The following is a 19891-nucleotide window of genomic DNA, read 5'->3' as shown; positions in this document are numbered from 1 at the left end:
ACCGTCCGTATACTCCGACTCGTGTCCGCCGGGCGTCCGTCTGAAGATCCCGAAGCGTCCGGCCGCCTCCTCTTTGCGGCGGCGCTGGCGGCCGGGGCCCTGCTCCGGCTGATCCTCCTCGGGCGGCCGGACCTCTTCGCCGCCGACGAGGGCCGCTGGGCGGTCGGGGCGCGCAACGTCCTCGAGGGCGGCGCGCAGGTGCTCGCGCCGGGGACGACGCCGCTCGGGGACCCGGCCGGCACGCCGATCCTTTTCCCGTGGCTCCTCTCCGGGATGGTGCGCGTGTTCGGCGCCGAGGAGTGGGCCGTGCGGTTCCCGTCGGCGATCCTCGGCCTCGTCGCGGCCTTCGTCGTGGAGCGGATCGTGCGCCGCGGCTGGGGGCAGCCGGCGGGCCACCTCGCGGGCGCGTTCGTCGCGCTGTTCCCGCCTCTCGTCGCGGCCTCGCGCGTCGCGACCGTGGAGACGACGCTCGTGACGCTGGGCTTCGCCGGGATCATCTTCGGCCTGCGCGCGTTCGAGGAGGACATTCCGTGGGAGGGCGCGCTCTCCGGCGTCTTCTTCGGCCTCGGCTTCCTCGCGAAGGGGTACGCGGTCGCGCTCTTCCTCCTCCCGCTTCTCCTCGCGCTCGCCGCCCGCCCGCGCCTCTTCGCGCTCGGGCGCACGAAGCGCTCGCTGCTGTTCCTCTTCGCGGCGTTCTTCCTCGTGGGCGGGTCGCACCTGCTCGCCGTCCTTCTCCTGCGTCCCGACACGTTCGCGTTCCAGGTCGCGACGGCCTTCGGGGCCTCCGAGGCCGCGGCGCGGACCGCCGCGCTTCCGACGGCGTTCTCCGCCGACCTCCTGTCGATCCTCCGGCCCGTCTTCTGGTTCCTGCCGGTGACGCTCCTCGGCGTCGCGTTCCTCTGGCGGAACGTCGGCGAGGACGAGATCGCCTCGGGCGCGACCGGCGGGGACCGCCGGCTCGCGCACGGCCTCCTCTGGGGCGGCTACTTCGTCGAGCTCGTGATCGTCGTCGTGGTCGCGGGGCGCTACCGGCTTTCGTCGATCCCCGTCATGCCGGCCATCGCGACGCTGACGGGCCTCGGAGCCACCGCCGTCGTCGTCTCGGCGCGCGCGCGCGCCTCGCGGACGACGCAGCGCGTCGCGGCGGGCGCGATGGGCGCCCTCCTCGTCCTCGGCGGCATCGAGGCGGCGCGCCGGATCCGGCACGACCTCCTGACCCACCGGACCGGCGCGCGTGAGCTCGCCGAACAGATCGCGCCGGCGGTGGCGTCGCTGTCGCCGCGCGCGGTCGCGTTCCGCGCGCCCGAGCCCGACGCGGTGGCGTTCCACCTCTTCCGGACAGGCCTCGCGTGGAACGGAGAGGAGACACCCGTCTCGCTCGACGCCGAGACCCGCGGCGGCCTGCGTTGCTGGGCGTGGCGCGAGGCGGACGCCGCGCCCGCGGCGCCCTCCGCGGACGCGCGGGCGTGGATCGCCGGACACGCGCGGGACGTCACGGCCGACGTGAACGCCCGCGCGGGACGAACGACGGGGCTCGCCGTTTTCGTCCCGGAACGCGCCGTTCCCGCCCCGGGCGCCTCCCGGCCATAATCGGCCCCCCATGACGACCGTCCTTCTCGCCGACCGCGACGGCACGGCCTTCGGGCCGCTCGCCTCGCGCGTCGTGCCCGCCCTCCTGCCGCTCGCGGGCGTCCCGCTCCTCGAACGCGCATTGGAGGCTCTCGTCGGCGCCGGCCGGCGGTCGGCGCTCCTCGTCGTGGGCCCGCGCGCGGGCGAGGTCGAACGCCGCTTCGGGAAGGGCATCCGCTGGGGCATCGCCCTCGAGATCGTCCGGCGCGAGGACGGAGAGAGCGCGGGCGACGTTCTGCGCCGTCTCGAGCACCGCCTCGACGGCGAGACCGTCGTCGTGCGCGGCGACGTCGGCGTCCACGCCGCCATCGGCGAGTTCCTCTCGAAGGTGGAGGACGCGCGCGGCCCGGTCGTGGAGGCGACGATCGGCGGCCGCCCCGCGGGCATGTGGCGCATCCTGCCGGGAGCCCTCAAGAAGAAGGACTTCCCGCGCGAGCCCGGCGCGCCCGACTGGGCGCACGACCCGGACTTCGCGGCGCTGCCGCTCGCGGCCGCGCCCGTCCTCGTCGACTCCGTGGCGGCCTACCGGCGCGCGGACGCCGCGCACGCGAACGGCGCCACCGCATTCGCGGAGCGCGCGCGGGCCGAGGGCGGCGCGAAGCTCGAGGGCTCGACCACGGTCGGCGAGGAAGCGGCGGTCCTCTCGGGCGCGCGCCTCGTGAACACGAGCGTCCTGCCGAAGACCGCGATTCCGCCCGGCGTCACGCTGGAGAACGCGGTCGTCTCGGGAAACCTCGTCGTCGACGCGGCGACGGGGCGCGCGAGCCTCCTGACCGACCAGCTCCCGGCCGCCGCGGGGACGCACGGGAGCGGCCGCGCGCTGGGCGTCGCGGCGCTCGCGCTCTCCCTGCCTCTCTGGCCGGTCGCGGCCGCGTGGAGCGCGATCGCGAACGCGGGCCACGCGACGGGGCCCGTCACGCTGGCCGGGAACGCGCCCGGCGGCGGGCGCGCACCGTTCACGACGTTCCGCTTCGAGACGGCCGTGCCGGTGCTCCGCGACCTCCCGCTCCTCCTCGCGGTCGTCAGGGGCCGCCTCGCGCTCACGGGCGTCACGCCGCTCACGCCGGCGGAGGAAGCCGCGCTCACCGAGCCCTGGGAGAAGGTGCGCGGCGAGGCGCCCGCCGGTCTCGTGTCTCTCGCGCGCCTCGCGGTCCCCGCCTCGGCGCCCCCGGAGATCTCCCGCGTCGTCGACGCGTTCGAGGCCCGGCGCCCGTCGGCGCTTCTCGGCCGCGCCCTTTCGACGCTGTTTTCGGCGCGGGCATGGACGGCCCCGAAGGGTTGGAACCCGGACGAGCTCAAGGACGAGAAGTCGTGAGCGACCTCTCCGTTCTCGTCGTGCGCGCCCCGTTCGACGGGGCGGAGATCGCGCGCGTCCCGCGCCCGTCGGCGGCGGAAGTCGACGCGGCCGTCGCGAAGGCCGTGGCCGTCTTCGAGGAGACGCGCGCCCTCCCGACGTACGTGCGTGTCGCGATCCTCAGGCGCGTCGCGGCGACTCTCGAGGCGCGCCGCGACGAACTGGGGGCCGTGATCGCGCGCGAAGCCGGCAAGCCGCTGAAGGCGGCACGCACCGAGGTCGAGCGCGCCGCCGCGACGTTCTCGGCGGCGGCGGCGGCGCTCGAGGCGTGGAAGGGCGAGATGCTGCCGCTGGACGTGAACGCGGCGTCGGTCGCGCGCTGGGGTGTCGTCAAGCGCGTGCCCCTCGGACCCGTTCTCGCGATCACGCCGTTCAACTTTCCGCTCAACCTCACGGCACACAAGGTGGCGCCCGCGATCGCCGTCGGCGCCCCCGTCGTCCAGAAGCCGGCGTCGCAGACGCCGCTCTCGGCCCTCGCGCTCCAGTCGATCGTCCGCGATGCGGGCTGGCCGGCGGATGCCTACGCGGTTCTCGCGATCTCGGGCCGCGAGGCCGAAGCGCTGGTCACCGACCCGCGGCTCCCAGTGGTCTCGTTCACCGGCTCCGGGGCCGTCGGCTGGCGCCTCCGCGAGATTGCGCCCCGAAAGCGCGTCGGCCTCGAGCTCGGCGGCAACGCGGCCGTGGTCGTCCACTCGGACGCGGACCTCGACGACGCGGCCTCGCGGGTCGCGGCCGGCGCGTTCGGCTACGCGGGGCAGTCGTGCATTTCCGTCCAGCGCGCGCTCGTCCAGAAGGACGTCTTCGAGGCGTTCCGCGCGAAGCTCCTCGCGAAGACGGCGGCCCTCGCCGTCGGGGACCCGCTCGACGCGAAGACGGACGTCGGGCCGATGATCGCTCCGGAGGAGGCTTCGCGCGCGGCGGCGTGGATCGAGGAGGCGGTCGCGGGCGGCGCGCGCGTCCTCGCGGGCGGCACGCTGACCGGCTCCGTGGTCGCCCCGACGATCCTCGCGGGCACGACACGCGACATGAAGGTCGAGGCGCAGGAGGTCTTCGCGCCGATCGTGACGCTTTCGTCCTACGAGTCGTGGGACGAGGCTCTTTCGCGCGTGAACGATTCGAAGTACGGCCTGCAGGCCGGGATCTTCACGAACGACCTCGGGCGCATTCAGCGCGCCTTCGACGTTCTCGAAGTGGGCGCGGTTCTCGTGAACGACGTCCCAACGTGGCGCGCCGACCGCATGCCGTACGGCGGCGTCAAGGAGTCGGGTGTCGGGCGCGAGGGCCCGGCCTACGCGATGGAAGAGTTCACGGAGCCGCGGCTCCTCGTGCTCCGGCCCTGAACGGCCCCGAAAGGACAGCGATGGAAGGCGTCACGACCTTTTCGATCTCGGCATCCTGGGACTCCTCGGCCAAAGAGGGCCGCCTCGCTAACGCAGACGGCTCGTTCGCGGCCGTACACACCGGGGCGCCGGCCCTCGACGGGAAGGGGGGCACGGCCAACCCCGAGGAGCTCCTCCTCGCGGCGGTGACGACCTGCTTCCTCCAGACGTGGGCGATCTTCGTCGAAAAACTGAAGCTCGGGATCGCCGAGCCGCGCCTCGACGCCGAGGCCCGGCTCGAGAAAGATCCCGCGGGCGGATTCCACGTCACGCGGATCGACCTCTTTCCGCACGTCCCGGCCGCGCTCCTCGAAGGGCGCCGGGCAGACGTCGAGAAGTCGCTCGCCCTCGCGGAGAAGTACTGCATCGTCTCGAAGGCGGTGAGGGGCTCCGTCCCGGTCGCCGTGACGCCGAAATCGGCCTGACGAGCGGTCCCCCGGCCCGTGCCGGCTCGGGCCACCTGTAGTACGCTTCTGTAGTACGGAGGCGGCCATGCCGACCAGCGTGAGGCTCGACGAAAAGACGGGGCGGCTCGTGGAACGACTGGCCCGGGACGCGGACAGGACGAAGTCCGACGTGATCCGGGAGGCAATCGCGGCATACGGGCGCCAGCGAAAGGCGCGGCGCGCTCGCAATCTCTACGACGCCATTGCGCCCTGGGTGGGGGTCGCCACAGGGGGACCGGCGGACCTCTCGGAGAAGACGGGCGAGCGGTTTCACGATGCGCTGCTGGCCCGCGAGAAGGGGGCCGCAGGCGCCGCCGCGCCGCGCCCCCGGCGGAAGAAGGCCCGATGATCCTGACGGACGCCGGGCCTCTCGTCGCGCTCGTCCACGCCGGCGACCGCAACCACGAGCGGTGTGTCGCGGCCACGCGAACGCTGCAGGGCCCGATGGTCACCGTCTGGCCGGCCCTCACGGAGGCGATGTACCTGCTGCGTTTCTCCTGGCCCGCCCAGCGCGCTCTCTGGTCGATGCTCGAGGAGGGTTCGCTGCGGCTGCTTCCTCTCGACGAGGCTGACGCCCCCCGGATCGGGGAACTGATGCGGAAGTATCGCGATCTGCCCATGGACCTCGCGGACGCGGCTCTCGTCCGCGTCGCCGAAAGAGAAAAGATCCGGCGCGTCTTCACGCTGGACCGACGCGACTTCTCTCTTTATCGGCCGCTCCGCCTGGGGCGCTTCGCGATCGTCCCATGAGGGTCGCTGCCCGAGCCCGATCCCCGCGAACGGGTTCTCGGCGAGGGACTCACATGCCTGCTCCTGAGACGATTTCGTTCCGAACCTGGTCTCTGTTTTTGAGATCGAGAAGATGCTGCGCGATCTCTCCAGGCTGGCGAATTCCCGAGAATGTCAGTGCAATGCGGTCTCCGAGGATCGTGACTTCGCCGATGTCCATGGCTCTCTCTGGGAAGTTCGGATAGACCGCGAATTCGACGCGCTCGATCTCTTCAAAGGGGATTTCGATGCGTCTTTCTCCGAGAATGCCGGACCGACTGACGATGCGCCGCGGTGTTGCGAAGTCCCGGCGATTCCACATCTCCACGAGGACGAGCGCGCAGAGCACAGGCAAACCGACGAGACCGCCTTCGGGCCCAAAGAGGGCGAGCAGAGAAAGTAATACGACGAAACCGAGCAGGAAGGAACGCCAAGGAAACGTCTCGAACGCGACGTTCACCTGCAGCGCTCCGCTCAACACGAACCTGCGGAACTCGAAGAGGATCGGCTCGCCCGTTTTCCGGTCCACTTTCATGGCGCTCGATTCCTTCTGTCTTCAAGAATCCTGCGGCGCTCCCGGCCGGTTCTGGGTTCCTCCCCTAAAGGTTCTGCTCGAACCACTCCACGAGCCGCTGGTTCCGGTAGAGAAGCGCTTCGCCGCGCGGGCCGTGGGCCTGGCGCGGGAGCGGCACGAAGACGAAGTCCTTGCGCGCCTTCATGAGCTCGTCGGCGAACCTCATCGTGTTCTGCATGTGCACGTTGTCGTCCGACGTCCCGTGGAAGATCACGAGCTTGGCCCCGAGGTTCTTCGCGGCCAGGAGCGGCGACGACGCCTTGTACCCGTCGGGGTTCTCCTTCGGCGTCTTCATGTAGCGCTCGGTGTAGATCGAGTCGTAGAGCGTCCAGTCCACGACGGGCGCGCCCGCGGCCGCGCACTTGAACGTCGCGCCCGCGTGCGTCGCGGCGTAGAGCGTCATGTACCCGCCGTACGACCAGCCCGTGATTCCGATCCGCGCGCCGTCGACGTACGGCCGCTTCTTCAGCTCGGCGACGCCCTCGAGCTGGTCCTTGAGCTCCTGCGCGCCCATGTTCCTCAGAAGCGACGTCTCGAACGCGTGCCCGCGCCCCCATGAGCCGCGGTTGTCCATCGTCCAGACGAGGAAGCCCTTCGAGGCGAGGTACGAATCGAGGACCGGCGCCCACGCGTTCTGGACGAGCTGCGTGTGCGGGCCCCCGTAGACGTACACGACGACGGGGTACTTCTTCGACGGGTCGAAGCTCGACGGCTTCACGAGGCGGGTGTAGAAGAGCGTCCCGTCGGACCCCGTGAAGGTGCCCAACTCGACCGTGCCGGTGTCGAACTCGGCGAGCGGGTGCGGCTTGTCGTCCACGACGGCCGCAACGGCTCCGGAGGCCGAGCGCACGACCGTCCGGGGCGGCGCCGTCGCGCTCGAGGACGTGTCGACGAAGTACGCCCCTCCCGGCGCGAAGACGGGCGTGTGCACGCCCGGCTCGGCGGTCGCGCGCGTCGTGGACGAGCCGTCCAGCTTCGCGACGAAGACCTGCCGCTCGCGCGGGTCTGCCGTCGTCGCGCGGAACCAGACGTTGCCCATCCTCTCGTCGACGCTCCACGGAACGTCCAGCCTTGTGGCATCCACCATCCACGCGCCCTTCGTGATCGCGTTCTTCACGGAGCCGTCGGCAGCGTGGCGGTAGAGGTGAAAGTAGCCGCTCCTCTCGGAGAGGAGCACGAAGGAGCCGTCCTTCAGGAAGTGCGGCGGAGTAATCGCGTTGATCCACGCGGTGTCGCTCTCCTCGAGGAGCCTCTTCGGCGTCCCCCCCGCCCGCGGGAGGAGCCAGACGCCGAGGTGCGTCTGCGGGCGGTCGAGGAGCAGGAAGCAGAGGTTCTTGCCGTCCTGGGTCCAGGACATCTCGGGGGCGACGTAGACGTCGTCCGGCGACGGCGCGAACGAGGCCGTCTCGTTGCCCGCGAGGTCCACGACGTGGACGGACGGCACGGCGTTCGGGTCGCCGGCCTTCGGGTAGCGCTGCGTCTCGAGCTTTCCGTTCGTCGGCGTGTAGTCGACGATCGGGTACGTCGGGACGCGCGCCTGGTCGAGCGCGAGGTACGCGATCGCCGACGAGTCGGGAGACCAGAAGAACGAGCCCTTGCCGCGGCGCCCGGCGAGCTCCTCGCCGTAGACCCAGTCGAGCGACCCGTTCAGGACGGTGTCCGAGCCCGTCTTCGTCAGGCGCGTCTCCCTGCCCGTCGCGGCTTCGGCGACCCAGACGTCGTGCTTCTTCACGTACGCGAGACGCGCTCCGTCCGGCGACCACGCCGGGACCGTCTCGTCCTCGGCGTCGTTCGTGAGGCGTTTTGCCTCGCCGCCCGGCGTGACGAGCCAGAGGTCGTTGTCGAAGGAGATGGCGAACGCATCGCCCTTCGGAGTCCAGACGGCTCCGCGCAGGGAGAGCCTCTTTTCCTTGCCGTCGCGGGCCGCCACGGCAGGGGCGTCGAAGAGCTTCGCCTTCTTCCCCGTGGCCGCGTCGGCTTGCCAGAGCGCGGCCGGCGCGTCGGGTCCGCCGGGTCCGCCGCTCTCGACCCACACGACGCGCGTCGCGTCGCGCCACGTGTAGGCGACCGGCATGCGCAGCTCGGAGACCTTCTCGAGCGTGAGGGCCTGAGCGGCCAGAACGGCGGCGAGAAGGATCACTTCTTCTCGCCCGGAGCCGGCGTCTTCGCGACGGGCTGCATCGTGAGCGGGTCGCGCAGGGGAAGCTCGACGAGCTTGCCGCCGGTGAGATCCTGGAATTGCACGGGATGCTTCGGGTCGGGGCTCAGGAGCTCGGACTTGCGGCCGACGACGAGGATCGTCGCGGACTCGGGCTTCAGGAGACGTTTCGCGGCGCGCGAGACGTCCGCCTTCGTCACCTTCTCGACCTTCGCCTGGTACGTGGCCCACCAGGCCGGGTCGGACGCGTAGCGGCCGGTGAACTCCTCGTCCGCGAGGCCGTCGACGACCTGCACGGGTGTCGCGAAGCGGCGGGGGAGCGTGTCCACGAAGGCGCGCCTCGCGGTCTCGAGCTCCTCGTCCGAGACCTCGCCGTCGCGCAGCTTCTTCATCTCCTGAAGGACGATCTCGGACGCGTACGCGGACGTCCGCACCTTCGACTGGAAGGCGGCGCCGAAGCGCCCGGGGTACCAGATGCCGCCCACGAGGGCGGAGCCGGCCGAGTAGGCGAGGCCTTCGTCGGAGCGGACGCGGTTCGTGATGCGGCTCGTGAACCCGCCGCCCCCGAGGATGTCGTTCATGACGGAGGCGGGAATGAAGTCCGGGTCCGTCCGCATGAGCCCGGGAAGGAGGATCGAGACGCGGCCCTGGTTCACGTCCTTGTCGACGAGGAAGGTCCCGGGTTCGAGCGCGTGAGACGGCTTCGGAACGGGCGGCGCCGCCTCGCCCTTGAACGGCCAGTTCGCGAGGAGCGCGTCGAGCTTCGCGGCCATGTCGGCCTTCCTGAAGTCCCCGGCGGCCGCGACGATCATGTTACGGGGCGCGACCCAGCGCGCGTGGAACGCGGCGAGGTCGGCCTGCGTGAGGGAGTCGACGGAGGCCTTCGTCTCCCACTTGTTCAGGTAGAAATCGGCGCCGCTGAGGAGGACGGAGCGCTCGCGCCCCTCGATCGATGCGGACGAGTCGTTCCGCTGCTTCATCTCCGCGACGAGCTGCTCCTTGCGGAGCCTCAGCCGGTCCTCCTGGAACGCGGGCTCCGTGAGGACTTCGCGGAGGATCGCGAGGCCCTCGTCGAGATCCTTCGAGAGAAGGTTCAGCGTGACGACGCCGCGGTCGTCGAGGTATCCCGTGGGCCGCCCGCTGCCGGGGCGTCCGCCGGCCTGCTCGGGGTTGAGCTGCGCCGCGAGGAACGCGAGGCGCTCCTCGAGGTCCTCGGCCTTGCGCTTCTTCGTGCCGCCGCGCGCGAGGAGCCAGCCCGTCGCCTCGGCGAGCCCCTCCTTGCCGGGCGGGTTCAGGTACGTGCCGCCCTTGAGGAGAATCTGGACGTTCACGAGCGGCAGGTCGTGGTTCTCGGCGAGGTACGCCACGACGCCGGACCGCTTGAGTACGACACGGCGGTCCTTTGCGGCGGGCGGCGCCCACGCAAGCGGCTTGACGGCGATCTGCTCGGGCCGCGCGGGAATCGCGTCGGCGGCGAGGACCGCGCCGGAAGGGACGAGGGAGGAGACGGACACGAACGCAAACAAGACGGCCGCGGCCTTCAGGACGTTCTTCATGGCTTACTTCGCCTCCATGCCGGGGGCGCCGGCGGCCGGCGGCGGGCCTCCGGGTCGGCCCGGCCGTCGCGGCGCGGCGCCGCCCTTGCGGGTGTACGTCGCGACGCCGCGGTTTTCCTTCGTGAGGTACGTCTGCGCGACGCGCCGGACGTCCTCGGCCGTGACGGCCTGGATCTTCTTCGGCCCCTCGCGGAACTCCTTCCAGTCGCCGCGCCCGTCGTTCCCCATGAGGTTGTAGAGGATGCCCATGTTCGTTTGCATCGAACGGAACGCCTGCGCGGCCGAGTTGTTCTTGACCTTCTGGAGCTCCTCGGCCGGGACGACGTCCTTCTTGATCCTGTCGAGCTCGGCGTAGATCGCGCGCTCGGTCTCCTCGGGGGCTCGCCCGTCCTTGACCTGCGCCTCGACGCCGAACTCGCCCGCGTACTTGCGCTCGAACGCGCTCGCGCGGGCGCTCGTCGCGACCGGGCTCTCGCCCGCGACGAGACCCTTGTAGAGGCGGCCCGTGCGCCCGTTCAGCAGCTGCGCGAGGACGGCGAGCGGGTACGAATCCTTGTGCCCGAAGGGCACGGTGTGCCAGCTCACCTCGACGCGCGGGTTCGTGTCCGCCTCGCCGTTCATCCGCATCTCGGCCTCCCACTTCGGCGGGAGGAGCGTCATCTCGGGCGGCGGGTTCTTGCCGCGCGGGATGCGCCCGAAGTACTTCGCGGCGAGCGCGAGGGCCTCCTTCGGGTCGAAGTCGCCGACGAGGACGGCCGTGATGTTGTTCGGCGCGTAGAAGAGCGCGTAGTACTCGTCCGCCTGCGCCTTCGTGATCGCGGGGATGTCCGAGGCGTACCCGACGACCGGCCAGGAGTACGGGTGGCCGTGCCAGAACATCTCCTCGAAGGCCTCCTCGAGACGGCCGGTCGGCGTCGACTCGGTCCTGAGGCGCCGCTCTTCGAAGACGACGTCGCGCTCGGAGTAGAACTCGCGGAAGACAGGCGCGCTCAGGCGGTCCGATTCCATCCAGAACCAGAGCTCGAGCTTGTTCTTCGGCACGGTGATGAAGTACTGCGTGAGGTCCGTGTTCGTCGAGGCGTTCATGCCCGACGCGCCGCCCTTCGTGTAGATCCGGTCGAACTCGTTCTTCACGAGGAGGTCGCGCTGCTCCTTCACGAGCGCGTCGAACTCCTTGTCGAGCTCCTTGTACCGGGCCGTCTTGTTCTCGGGCTTCGTGACGTCGTCGATCTCGCCGCGCCGGAGGGCGGCACGCAGTTTCGCGTCCTCGTCGCGCATGAGGCCGCGCACGCGCTCCTGCTCGTCGATGAGCTTCTGGTCGCGCGCCGGATCTTTCGACCCGATCGTCTTCGTCCCCTTGAACATCATGTGCTCGAAGAGGTGGCTGATGCCCGTGATGCCGGGGCGCTCGTTCGCGCTCCCGACGTGGGCCACCCAGCCCGCGGCGACCGACGGCTCGTCGGCGCGCGGGACGAGGACGAGCCGCATCCCGTTCGGGAGGACGTGCTCTTCGACCTTCAATTCCTGCGCGCGGACGGGGAGCGCGAGGGCGGCGAACGCCGCCGCGAGAATGATTCTGTTTCGCATGAAATCTCCTGTGGACACGGCGTGGGGACCGATCCTACGCCGGAACCAGCCCGCGGAGACTCAGCGGCGCGTCGTGTCCCGCCGCCAGACGGTGCGCCCCTTCCGGACCTCCTCGACGACCTTGATCGCGGCGCGCCGGGCGGGGTCCGCGGCGGCCGGGTCGTCCGAGAGGACGGACATGTCGGCCGGGCGGCCGATCTCGAGCGCCGACGTCCCGGCGAGGACGTCCGCGACGAGCGCGGCGAGGGCCTCGGACCCCGCGTCGCGCGCCGCGGGCGCGGGCTCCGTCGCGGCCGCGGCGACGGCCGGCGTCGGGGCGGGCGTCGGGACCGGAGCGGGCGCGGGGGTCTGGACGACTACGGCCACGGCCGGCGCGGCCTCGGGCTCCTCGGGCGTGTTCAGCCGGACACTCTCCGCGTGGAGGCGGGCGCGTTCCTTCTCGTCGAGGCGCGGAACGAGCTTCGCGAAGGCCGCCGCGTGCGCGGAGCCCGTGAGGGCGCCGTTCGGCTCCTGGATGCGCCCGCGGCGGACGATCGTGCCGCCCGGCGGGTCCTTCGTGCGCCACGAGATCCCGGCCCGCTGCAGGGCGAGCGTGTTGTACGCGCCGGCGTCTCCGGTTTTCGACACGACGATGACGGGCAGGGTGGCGGAGACCGTGTCGAGCTCCTCGCGCGTGGGCGGGCGGTTCTCCGCGAGCTTCGTCTCGTCGTAGCCGAATCCGACGACGACGCGATGCCGCTTCGGGAGGCTCGAGCGAAGGACCCACATCTTGAGCGCGTCGCGGACCGATGCGATCGTGTAAGGGAGGCCGGGCGGCGGCGGCGACACGTCGGCCCCCAGCGCCTCGAGCGGCGGAGCGGGTTCCCGCGGCTGCGAGGGCGTCGGCGTCGGCTTCGGGGCCGGCGTGGGCGTCGCCCGGACCGGCTTCTCGATGCGTGCCGCGCTCTTTGCTTGACCCTTCGGCGGCGCGGCGGGGGGCGGCGTCGGCACGGGCGTCGGGACGAGGCCCGCGACGAGGGTCTGGCCGTTCAGGTCGATCGGGAGGGTCGACTTTCCCTTCCACTTCTTCTCGACGTCGGCCCGCGTCCCGAGCGCCACGATCTTCCCGTCCTTCACGGCGAGGGCTTCGGGACGCGCGTCCCTGCCCGCGAGGATCGAGCCGCCGTACCACACGAAGTCCGCGTTCTGGGCCCGGGCTGGCAGGGCGAGGGCGGTGAAGAGGGCGGAGAGGACGGCGGCGGCGCGGGCGGTCCGTGAGGCGGGGCGCGTCATCGAAGCGCCGATGGTAACGCCGGCTGCGGCTGGTGAGAGAATTGGATACAGGTGACTTTGTTTCGTTCAGGCGAAGAACTGACCCTGCCGGAGCTGGCACGGGCGCAGGGGCTCGCCTCCAACACGTTCACGGTCGTCGACGTCATCCGCGGCGGGATGGGCGTCTGCGCGAAGGTCCGCCAGGGCCAGGGCCCGGCGTTCGCCGTGAAGGCGCTGCCGGCGGGCGAGAAGCAGGGCGAGGCCTTCGAGCGCTTCCTCGTCGAGCTCCAGACCTGGCTGAAGCTGTCGGTCTGCGACGGAATCGTCGAGGCGCTCTGCGTTTTCACGTACAAGGACACCCCGGTCGTGTGCTCGCGCTGGATGAACGGCGGGAACCTCCGGCCGCACCTTTCGGAAAAGGACCCGGAGGTCTTCTACCGGACGATCGTGCGCATCGCGGGTGCGCTGGAGTGGGCCCACCGCGAGCACGGAATCCTCCACCTCGACCTCAAGCCCGAGAACATCCTGATCGACGACCTGCACCGCGCCGCGGTGTCGGACTGGGGGATCGCGGGGACGCGCGGCGAGATCGACCCGGCCGCGGCGGACGGCTCGATGGTCATCTACGGCACCGCGGCGTACGCCTCGCCCGAGCAGCTCCTCGGGGGCGTGCCGCTCGACGTGCGGTCGGACATCTACAGCCTGTGCTGCCTCATGTACGAGTGGGAGACCGGGCGCGTCCCCTTCACGGGCGACTGGCACGAGATCCGCGGCGCAAAGATCCGCAACGAGCCTTCGCGCCTCGCCTCCGGGATGTTCCGCCGCTCCACGTTCGGCGCCGACGACATCATCATGCGCGGGCTCGAGCGCGAGCGGCACGGCCGCTACCCGGACTGGAAGTCGTTCGCCACGGACGTCCTGAACGCGTCCCTCAGGCGCGAGCTGAAGATCGGCCGGTTCGTTCCGAAGATGCGCTACCAGGCCTCCGAGGTGCGCAGCGACACGCTGCGCGCGAAGGTCGCGACCGGCGCCATGGTGACGGGCCGCGGCGGCTCGACGGTCGACATCCGCGGCGCCAAGAAGGAGCTGGACGAGGCGCTGCGTTTCGCGGAGAAGGAAGACTGGGCCGGCGCGGTCGCGATTCTCTCCCGCGTCGTCCTTCCGTCGGTCGTGCGGGAGCACCCGGACGACCCGCTCCAGCAGACTTCGGCGATCACGCTCGCGCGAAGCCTCCTGAAGCTCGACCGCCCCGCCGAGGCCGTCACCGCCCTCGACGCCCTTTCGGCCGCGACGGACAAGCCGTCGGACATGTTCGCGCTCCTTGCGGACGCGCACCTGCGCCTCGGCAACCCGAGCCTTGCCGAGCGCGCGGCACGCACGGGCCTCCTCCTGCACAAGACCGACGCGGGCCTTCTCGACCTTCTCCTCGCCGCGCAAGGCGCCCAGGGTCTCTCGTCGGACGCGGTCGCGACGGCGCGCCAGAGGCTCGCGGGTCGGCGGGACGCCGGAACGCTCCTCGACGCGGCTGCACAGCTCCTCCACCAGGCCGCGGCCGTCCCGGAGACCCGTCTGCCGGAGCAGCTCGCGGGGCTCCACGAGGCGCTCGCGCTCGCCGCGGAGGCGCGGAATCTTTCGCCGAGGGACCCCAGGCCCCGGGTGATCCGGGCGCGCGCCCTGCAGGGCCTCGAGCGCTGGGCCGAAGCGAAGGCGGAGCTCGCCGGGTTCCCCGAGGGCGGCGACGCCGCACTGAGGCGCGCGGCCGCCGAGACCGAGGCGCGCGGTCTCCTGCGCCTCAAGGAGTACGCGGGCTGCCTCGCCCTGTGCAACAAGGCGCTCGCGGCGCACCCGGAGAGCACGAGCCTCGCGCGAACGCGCGCGCTCGCGTTCGCGGAGGGTTTCATCCTGGGCGTCGAGACCGGGGGGCGCCGCGTCGTCGACGACACGGCGATGAGCTTCTTCGAGCGGGCGGTCGCCGATCCGGCGGTGCGCGAGCCGGGCGACTTCGTGACGCTCGCGCGCTACCGCGAGTGGACGGGGCGTGCCGAGACCGCGGTCTCGGTGCTGAGGGACGGGAAGGACGCCTTCCCGAAGTCGTGGGAGATCGGCGTCGCGCTCGCGCGCCTCCTCGAGAGGCGCGGCGACTTCGAGGAGTCCCTCGAGGCGGCGCAGGAGACGACGCGCAGCGCCCCGTTCCGGCCGGAAGCCTGGCGCGCGCTCGCCGCGGTCAAGGGCGTCCTCGGGCCGAAGGCCGAGGCGGACGAGGCGCGGCAGAAGGGCGCCCAGGCCGAGAAACGCCTCAAGGAGCTTCGCGCGAAGCCCGCCTGACCGCCCGGGTCAGATGAAGCGGCGGACGTGCTCGTTCCAGAACGGCCAGTCGTGCCCGAAGACGCCGGGCCAGAACTCGGCCTGGATTCTCTGACCCTGCCGCGAGAGCAGCGCCGCGAAATCGCGGTTGTCGCGGATCAGGGAGTCCTGCTCACCCGTCGCGACGACCCATTCGACGGCCCGCAGCTTCTCCTTCCACGCGTCGTCCATGTTTGCAATGTAGGCGTTGGGCGTGTGGTAGTAGCAAAGGTCGTCCCAGTAGCCGTCGAGATAGCGCGACACGTCGTAGAGGCCGGAGAAGCAGATCGCCTTCGTCACGCGCCCGGGGTACCGGCCCGCGAGGTTCGCCGCGTGGTACGCGCCGAAGCTCGCGCCGACCGTGACGACGTTCCCGCCGGCGCGGCTCTCGATGTACGGGAGCATCTCGTCGCGCAGGTAGCGGTCGTAGTCGTCGTGGCGCCGGGCGCGGTCGCGCGGGTGCGCGTTCTTGTTGTACCAGCTCTCCTCGTCCACGGAATCCACGCAGACCAGCTGGAGAAAGCCGGCGTCGACCTTGTCGGCGAGCGCGCCCGTGAGGCCGAAGTCCTCGTTCTGGTAGAAGCGCCCCATCGAGGTCGGGAACATGAGAACGGGGCGCCCGCGGTCCCCGAACCAGAGGTATTCCATCGGGCGCGAGAGCGCGGAGCTTTTCCACGAGCCGTATTCGCGTTTCATGGGGGCGCAGTCTAGCGCGGCGCGTTTGCGGCCCGTCGCGCGCCTCCGCTAGGATGCGGCGCGCGACGCGAGGGGGCACTCATGGCACGAAAGAGGATCGGCGTTCTGTTCGGGATGGAAGACACGTTCCCGTGGGCGCTCATGAACGAGATCAACGAGATGGCCGCGAAGAGCGGCGACGACGTCGAGGCGGGGCCCGTCAAGATCTCGGTCCTCGTCCAGGAGCAGTCCTTCGAGGACGCCGTGATCCTCGACCGCATCAGCCACGAGGTTCCGTTCTACCGGACGTTCCTCAAGTGCGCGGTCGCGCGCGGAGCCCAGGTCGTGAACAACCCGATCTGGTGGTGCGCCGACGACAAGTACTTCGACAACCTCGTCGCGCTCGCGGCGGGCGTCGCCGTCCCGAAGACGGTCCTCCTCCCGCACAAGGAGAACCCGCCGAACACGACCGCCACGTCCTTCCGGAACCTCGACCTCGTGGACTGGGACCGGGTGTTCGCGTATCTCGGCTTCCCGATCTTCATGAAGCCCGCGAACGGGGGCGGGTGGAAGGACGTCTACAAGTGCGACACGCCGGAGGACTTCTTCGCGGCGTACGACAAGACGCGGGACCTCGAGATGATGGCGCAGGAGGCCATCGAGTTCACGGACTACTACCGCTGCTACGTCGTGGGACGCTCGCGGGTGAAGATCATGCCGTACGCGCCGAAGGAGCCGCACGCGATGCGGTACGCCGCCGTGCTGGGAAAGCCGGTTCCGGCGGCCATGGCCGAGCGGGTGACGCGCGATGCGCTCGCACTCTGCAACGCTCTCGGGTACGACCTCAACACGGTGGAGTTCGCCGTGCGCGACGGAGTGCCCTACGCGATCGACTTCATGAACTGCGCACCCGACGCGGACCGCGCGTCGGTCGGCGAGGAGAATTTCCAGTGGATCGTGAAGGCGATGGCGGAGTACCTCGTCGACCGCGCGAAGAACTCGCGGCCGTTCGAGGCGACCGGCACGTGGCCGGCCCTCCTCGGCCTCGTGAAGTGAGACGGAGAGCCACGCCATGGGCGCGCCCCGCCCGTCCTTCACCCTCGGAATCGAGGAAGAGTTCCAGATCGTCGACCCCGAGACGCGAGCGCTGAAGGCCCACATCCAGGAGCTCTTCGCGGAGGGCGAGTCGCGCCTCAAGGACAAGATCAAGCGCGAGTTCCACCAGTCCGTCATCGAGGTCGGGACGGGAATCTGCCGCAACATCGCCGAGGCGCGCGCGGACTCGACGAACCTCAGGCGCGAGCTCGTGCGCCTGACGGGCGAGGCGGGCCTCGCGATCGGCGCCGCCGGGACGCACCCGTTCACGCACTGGTCCGAGGTTCCCGTGACGCCGAGCCCGCGCTACGAGCGCATCCTCTACGACCTCGGGACCGTCGCGCGCGGCAACCTCATCTTCGGCCTGCACGTCCACGTCGCGGTCGAGCACGACGAGACGCGGATCGCGCTCCAGAACGCCGCGCGCTACTTCCTCCCGCACGTCTTCGCGCTCTCGACGAACTCGCCCTTCTGGGGCGGGCGCGACACGGGCTGGAAGAGCTACCGCGCGAAGGTGTTCGACCGGTTCCCGCGCACGGGCATCCCGGACCAGTTCGCCTCGTGGGCCGACTACATGGGCTACGTCGAGACCCTCGTGAAGACGAACTGCATCGACAACCCGAAGAAGATCTGGTGGGACGTGCGCCCGCACCCGTTCTTCCCGACGCTGGAGTACCGGATCTGCGACATCCCGATGCGCGTGGACGAGACGATCTGTCTCGCCGCGCTCTTCCAGGCCATCACCGTCAAGCTCTGGAAGCTCCACGACAAGAACCTCTCGTACCGCCTCTACTCGCGCGCCCTCATCAGCGAGAACAAGTACCGGGCCGCACGCTTCGGGATCGACGGGAAGCTCATCGACTTCGGCAAGAAGGAGGAAGTCCCGTTCACGGACCTCCTCGGCGAGCTGCTCGAGTTCGTGGACGACGTCCTCGACGAGCTCGGCTCGCGGAAGGAAGTGGAGTACGTCCACACGATCGTGCAGAGAAGGACCGGCGCGGACCGCCAGCTCGAAGTGTTCGAGCGGACGAAGAGCCTCCCGGCCGTCGTCGACTACATCCTCGAGGAGACGCGCCACGGCCTCGACTGAGCCCCTCTTCTCCGCCACGGACGTCGCGGGCGCGCTCGGCGCCCCCGCGCCCGCGGGCGCGCCGGCGGCCTTCCCGTCCGTCTCGACGGACACGCGCGCGATCCCGCCCGGCGCGCTGTTCGTCGCCCTGAAGGGTGAGCGCTTCGACGCGCACGCGTTCCTCGCAGAGGCGAAGGCGAAGGGCGCCGGCGCGGCCGTCGTCCGGAAGGGCACGCCGGCCGTGCCGGGTCTTCCTTTCTTCGAGGTGGACGACACGCTCCGGGCCCTCGGCGCGCTCGCGGCGTTCCACCGCCGGCGCTTCGCGATCCCCGTCGCGGCGGTCGCGGGCTCCAACGGCAAGACGACGACGAAGGAAATGCTCGCGTCGATCCTGAGGACGCGCGGCCCGGCGCTCGCGACGGAGGGAAACCTCAACAACGAGATCGGCGTCCCGCTGACGGTCTTCCGGATGGCGCCGGAGCACCGCGCGGCCGTCCTCGAGCTCGGGATGTCGGCGCCGGGCGAGCTGGCGCGGCTCACGGCGATCGCGCGGCCGGACGCGGGCGTCGTCACGCTCGTCGCGGCCGAGCACCTCGAGTTCCTGAGAGACCTCGACGGCGTGGCGGACGCCGAAGGGGAGCTCTATCGCGGCCTCCTCCCGGGCTCCTTCGCGGTCGTCAACGCGGACGACGCGCGCTGCGTGGCGCAGGCGGACCGCGCCGCGGTCGGCGTGAAGAAGATCTTCTTTGGCCGGAGTCCCTTGGCGGACGTTCGTCTTCTCGAGTCGACTTCCCTCGGAATGGAAGGCCAGAAGATTCTCTTAGAAGGTGAAGAATGGGAGGGGGATGCCGGAGCGGCCCGTTCGCTCGGCGGCATGAAGCTGCAGCGCAGCAGGTGCGAGGTCACGCTGGGGTTCGTGGGGGAGCACAACGCGATGAACGCGGCCGCAGCGGCGGCCGTGGCGCGGGCGCTCTCTTTCACTTTCGAAGAAATCTCCCGGGGTCTCTCCTCAGCCCGCCCGTATTCGCACCGCTCACGTGTCGTCGCGGGCATTGGCGGGGTCACGATCCTCGACGACTGCTACAACGCCTCGCCCACCTCCATGGAGGCCGCGCTCGCGACGCTGGCGTCGCTCGTGGCAGGTGGGAAAGGGAGGGCGGTCGCGGTGCTCGGCGACATGCTGGAGCTGGGGAGCGCCGAAGAGGAGGAGCATCGAAGGCTGGGGAGAAACGCGCTGAAGTGCGTCGAGCTGGCGGCATTTTTCGGGCCGCGTTCCTCCCTCACCTTCGAAGAATTCCGCTCTTCTTCTTCCTCGTCATCTTCCGCGCATTTCACCGAGATGGAGCCGCTGCTCGCGTGGCTCCGCCCGTGCCTCGCGCCGGGTGACGTGCTTCTCGTGAAGGGGAGCCGGGGAATGAAGCTCGAGCGCGTCGTGGACGCGCTCGCCGCGGGCCCGGCAGCCTGAGGGCTACTTCGCGCCCTTCGCGGCGGCCGCCGGTGTCTGGTCCATCACGCGCAGGGCGGCCTTCTCCATTGCGGAGCTCTTCAGGCCGGCCTTCTTTCCCTCGGCGATTGCCTCGTCCTTCGAGCGCCCCCTCCGGTACTCGATGACGGCGATCACGCCCCCGACGCGGTTGCTCGAGGAGCAGAAGAGGAGGACGGGCGCGGCTTTCTGGTCGCCGAGGACGGCCTCGACCTTCTGGACGTCGGCCAGCGAGAACGTGTCGGGGGAGACGGGGACGGAGGCGAAGGCCAGACCCTGCGCCTCGACCGCCTCGCGCGTGATCGAGACGCCCTCGGCGGGCTGTCGCAGGTCGATCGCGGTCCGGAAGCCGGATTCCTTGAGCTTCGCGAGGGCCTCGGGCGACGGCCTGCCGGCGACGGCGAGGCTCGGCGAGAGGCGCCTGTAGTTCGTGGCGTCGAGCGTCTCGGGGATGCCGGCGGCCGCGGCGAGGCCGGAGCCGAGCAGGAGAGCGAGAGCGAGCGGCGTGCGTTTCGTCATGGCCC

At 70.8% G+C, this 19891-nt stretch carries 17 protein-coding genes; 10 read left to right on the top strand and 7 right to left on the bottom strand.

The annotated features are described in order from the left end of the window. The first annotated feature begins 21 nt into the window (after positions 1-21). The 6 genes from IPL89_11700 to IPL89_11675 all read left to right on the top strand — a co-directional run bounded on the left by IPL89_11700 (position 22) and on the right by IPL89_11675 (position 5558). Positions 22-1590: a glycosyltransferase family 39 protein gene (locus IPL89_11700; GenBank protein ID MBK9063841.1), complete on the top strand. Its 1569-nt coding sequence runs from the start codon at positions 22-24 to the stop codon at positions 1588-1590. A 10-nt stretch (positions 1591-1600) separates the two neighbouring features. Next, the gene (locus IPL89_11695; GenBank protein MBK9063840.1) at positions 1601-2944 is read left to right on the top strand and encodes a hypothetical protein; all 1344 of its coding nucleotides are present in this window, start codon (positions 1601-1603) and stop codon (positions 2942-2944) included. Further along, positions 2890-4323 (top strand): aldehyde dehydrogenase family protein, encoded by a 1434-nt coding sequence (locus IPL89_11690; protein ID MBK9063839.1) that lies wholly within the window; start codon positions 2890-2892, stop codon positions 4321-4323. The genes IPL89_11695 and IPL89_11690 overlap by 55 nt, the downstream gene beginning before the upstream one ends. Positions 4324-4343: 20 nt before the next feature. After that, the gene (locus IPL89_11685) at positions 4344-4787 is read left to right on the top strand and encodes an OsmC family protein (protein ID MBK9063838.1); all 444 of its coding nucleotides are present in this window, start codon (positions 4344-4346) and stop codon (positions 4785-4787) included. 67 nt (positions 4788-4854) lie between these two features. Continuing rightward, positions 4855-5157 carry a CopG family transcriptional regulator gene (locus IPL89_11680; protein MBK9063837.1) on the top strand — a complete coding sequence of 101 codons (303 nt, stop codon included), beginning with the start codon at positions 4855-4857 and terminating at the stop codon, positions 5155-5157. After that, the gene (locus IPL89_11675; GenBank protein ID MBK9063836.1) at positions 5154-5558 is read left to right on the top strand and encodes a PIN domain-containing protein; all 405 of its coding nucleotides are present in this window, start codon (positions 5154-5156) and stop codon (positions 5556-5558) included. Before IPL89_11680 ends, IPL89_11675 begins: the two co-directional genes overlap by 4 nt. Positions 5559-5607: 49 nt before the next feature. Here the strand turns inward: IPL89_11675 and IPL89_11670 are convergent, their stop codons facing one another. The 5 genes from IPL89_11670 to IPL89_11650 form a co-directional block, all read right to left on the bottom strand. Next, on the bottom strand, positions 5608-6111 hold the full coding sequence (locus IPL89_11670) for a PH domain-containing protein (GenBank protein ID MBK9063835.1): 504 nt from the start codon (positions 6109-6111) through the stop codon (positions 5608-5610). A gap of 64 nt (positions 6112-6175) precedes the next feature. Continuing rightward, positions 6176-8290, bottom strand: coding sequence for a DPP IV N-terminal domain-containing protein (locus tag IPL89_11665; protein ID MBK9063834.1), 2115 nt, complete (start codon positions 8288-8290; stop codon positions 6176-6178). Beyond that, entirely contained in the window at positions 8287-9864 is a 1578-nt protein-coding gene (locus tag IPL89_11660; protein ID MBK9063833.1) for an insulinase family protein, read from the bottom strand. Before IPL89_11660 ends, IPL89_11665 begins: the two co-directional genes overlap by 4 nt. Before the next feature lie 3 nt (positions 9865-9867). Further along, positions 9868-11451 (bottom strand): insulinase family protein, encoded by a 1584-nt coding sequence (locus IPL89_11655; protein ID MBK9063832.1) that lies wholly within the window; start codon positions 11449-11451, stop codon positions 9868-9870. 60 nt (positions 11452-11511) lie between these two features. After that, positions 11512-12723, bottom strand: coding sequence for an amidohydrolase family protein (locus tag IPL89_11650; protein MBK9063831.1), 1212 nt, complete (start codon positions 12721-12723; stop codon positions 11512-11514). 51 nt (positions 12724-12774) lie between these two features. Between IPL89_11650 and IPL89_11645 the strand changes: the two genes are divergently transcribed. After that, positions 12775-15027, top strand: coding sequence for a protein kinase (locus tag IPL89_11645; GenBank protein ID MBK9063830.1), 2253 nt, complete (start codon positions 12775-12777; stop codon positions 15025-15027). 9 nt (positions 15028-15036) lie between these two features. Here IPL89_11645 and IPL89_11640 read toward each other — a convergent pair whose 3' ends face one another. Next, positions 15037-15741, bottom strand: a complete 705-nt coding sequence (locus IPL89_11640; protein ID MBK9063829.1) for an esterase family protein — start codon at positions 15739-15741, stop codon at positions 15037-15039. Positions 15742-15822: 81 nt separating this feature from the next. Between IPL89_11640 and IPL89_11635 the strand changes: the two genes are divergently transcribed. The 3 genes from IPL89_11635 (at position 15823) to IPL89_11625 (ending at position 19349) form a co-directional block, all read left to right on the top strand. Next, a complete protein-coding gene (locus IPL89_11635) occupies positions 15823-16776 on the top strand; it encodes a hypothetical protein (protein MBK9063828.1) in 954 nt (317 codons plus the stop codon). A 16-nt stretch (positions 16777-16792) separates the two neighbouring features. Then, positions 16793-17905 (top strand): carboxylate-amine ligase, encoded by a 1113-nt coding sequence (locus IPL89_11630; protein ID MBK9063827.1) that lies wholly within the window; start codon positions 16793-16795, stop codon positions 17903-17905. Between the two features lie 100 nt (positions 17906-18005). After that, complete coding sequence (locus IPL89_11625; GenBank protein ID MBK9063826.1) at positions 18006-19349, top strand: UDP-N-acetylmuramoyl-tripeptide--D-alanyl-D-alanine ligase; 1344 nt, start codon at positions 18006-18008, stop codon at positions 19347-19349. A gap of 3 nt (positions 19350-19352) precedes the next feature. Here the strand turns inward: IPL89_11625 and IPL89_11620 are convergent, their stop codons facing one another. After that, on the bottom strand, positions 19353-19886 hold the full coding sequence (locus IPL89_11620; protein ID MBK9063825.1) for a hypothetical protein: 534 nt from the start codon (positions 19884-19886) through the stop codon (positions 19353-19355). Between the last annotated feature and the right edge of the window lie 5 nt (positions 19887-19891).

The sequence above is a fragment of the Acidobacteriota bacterium genome (assembly GCA_016716715.1).
In the GTDB taxonomy this organism is placed as follows: Bacteria; Acidobacteriota; Thermoanaerobaculia; order UBA5066; family UBA5066; genus Fen-183.
This window is presented reverse-complemented; position numbering and strand designations above follow the sequence as displayed.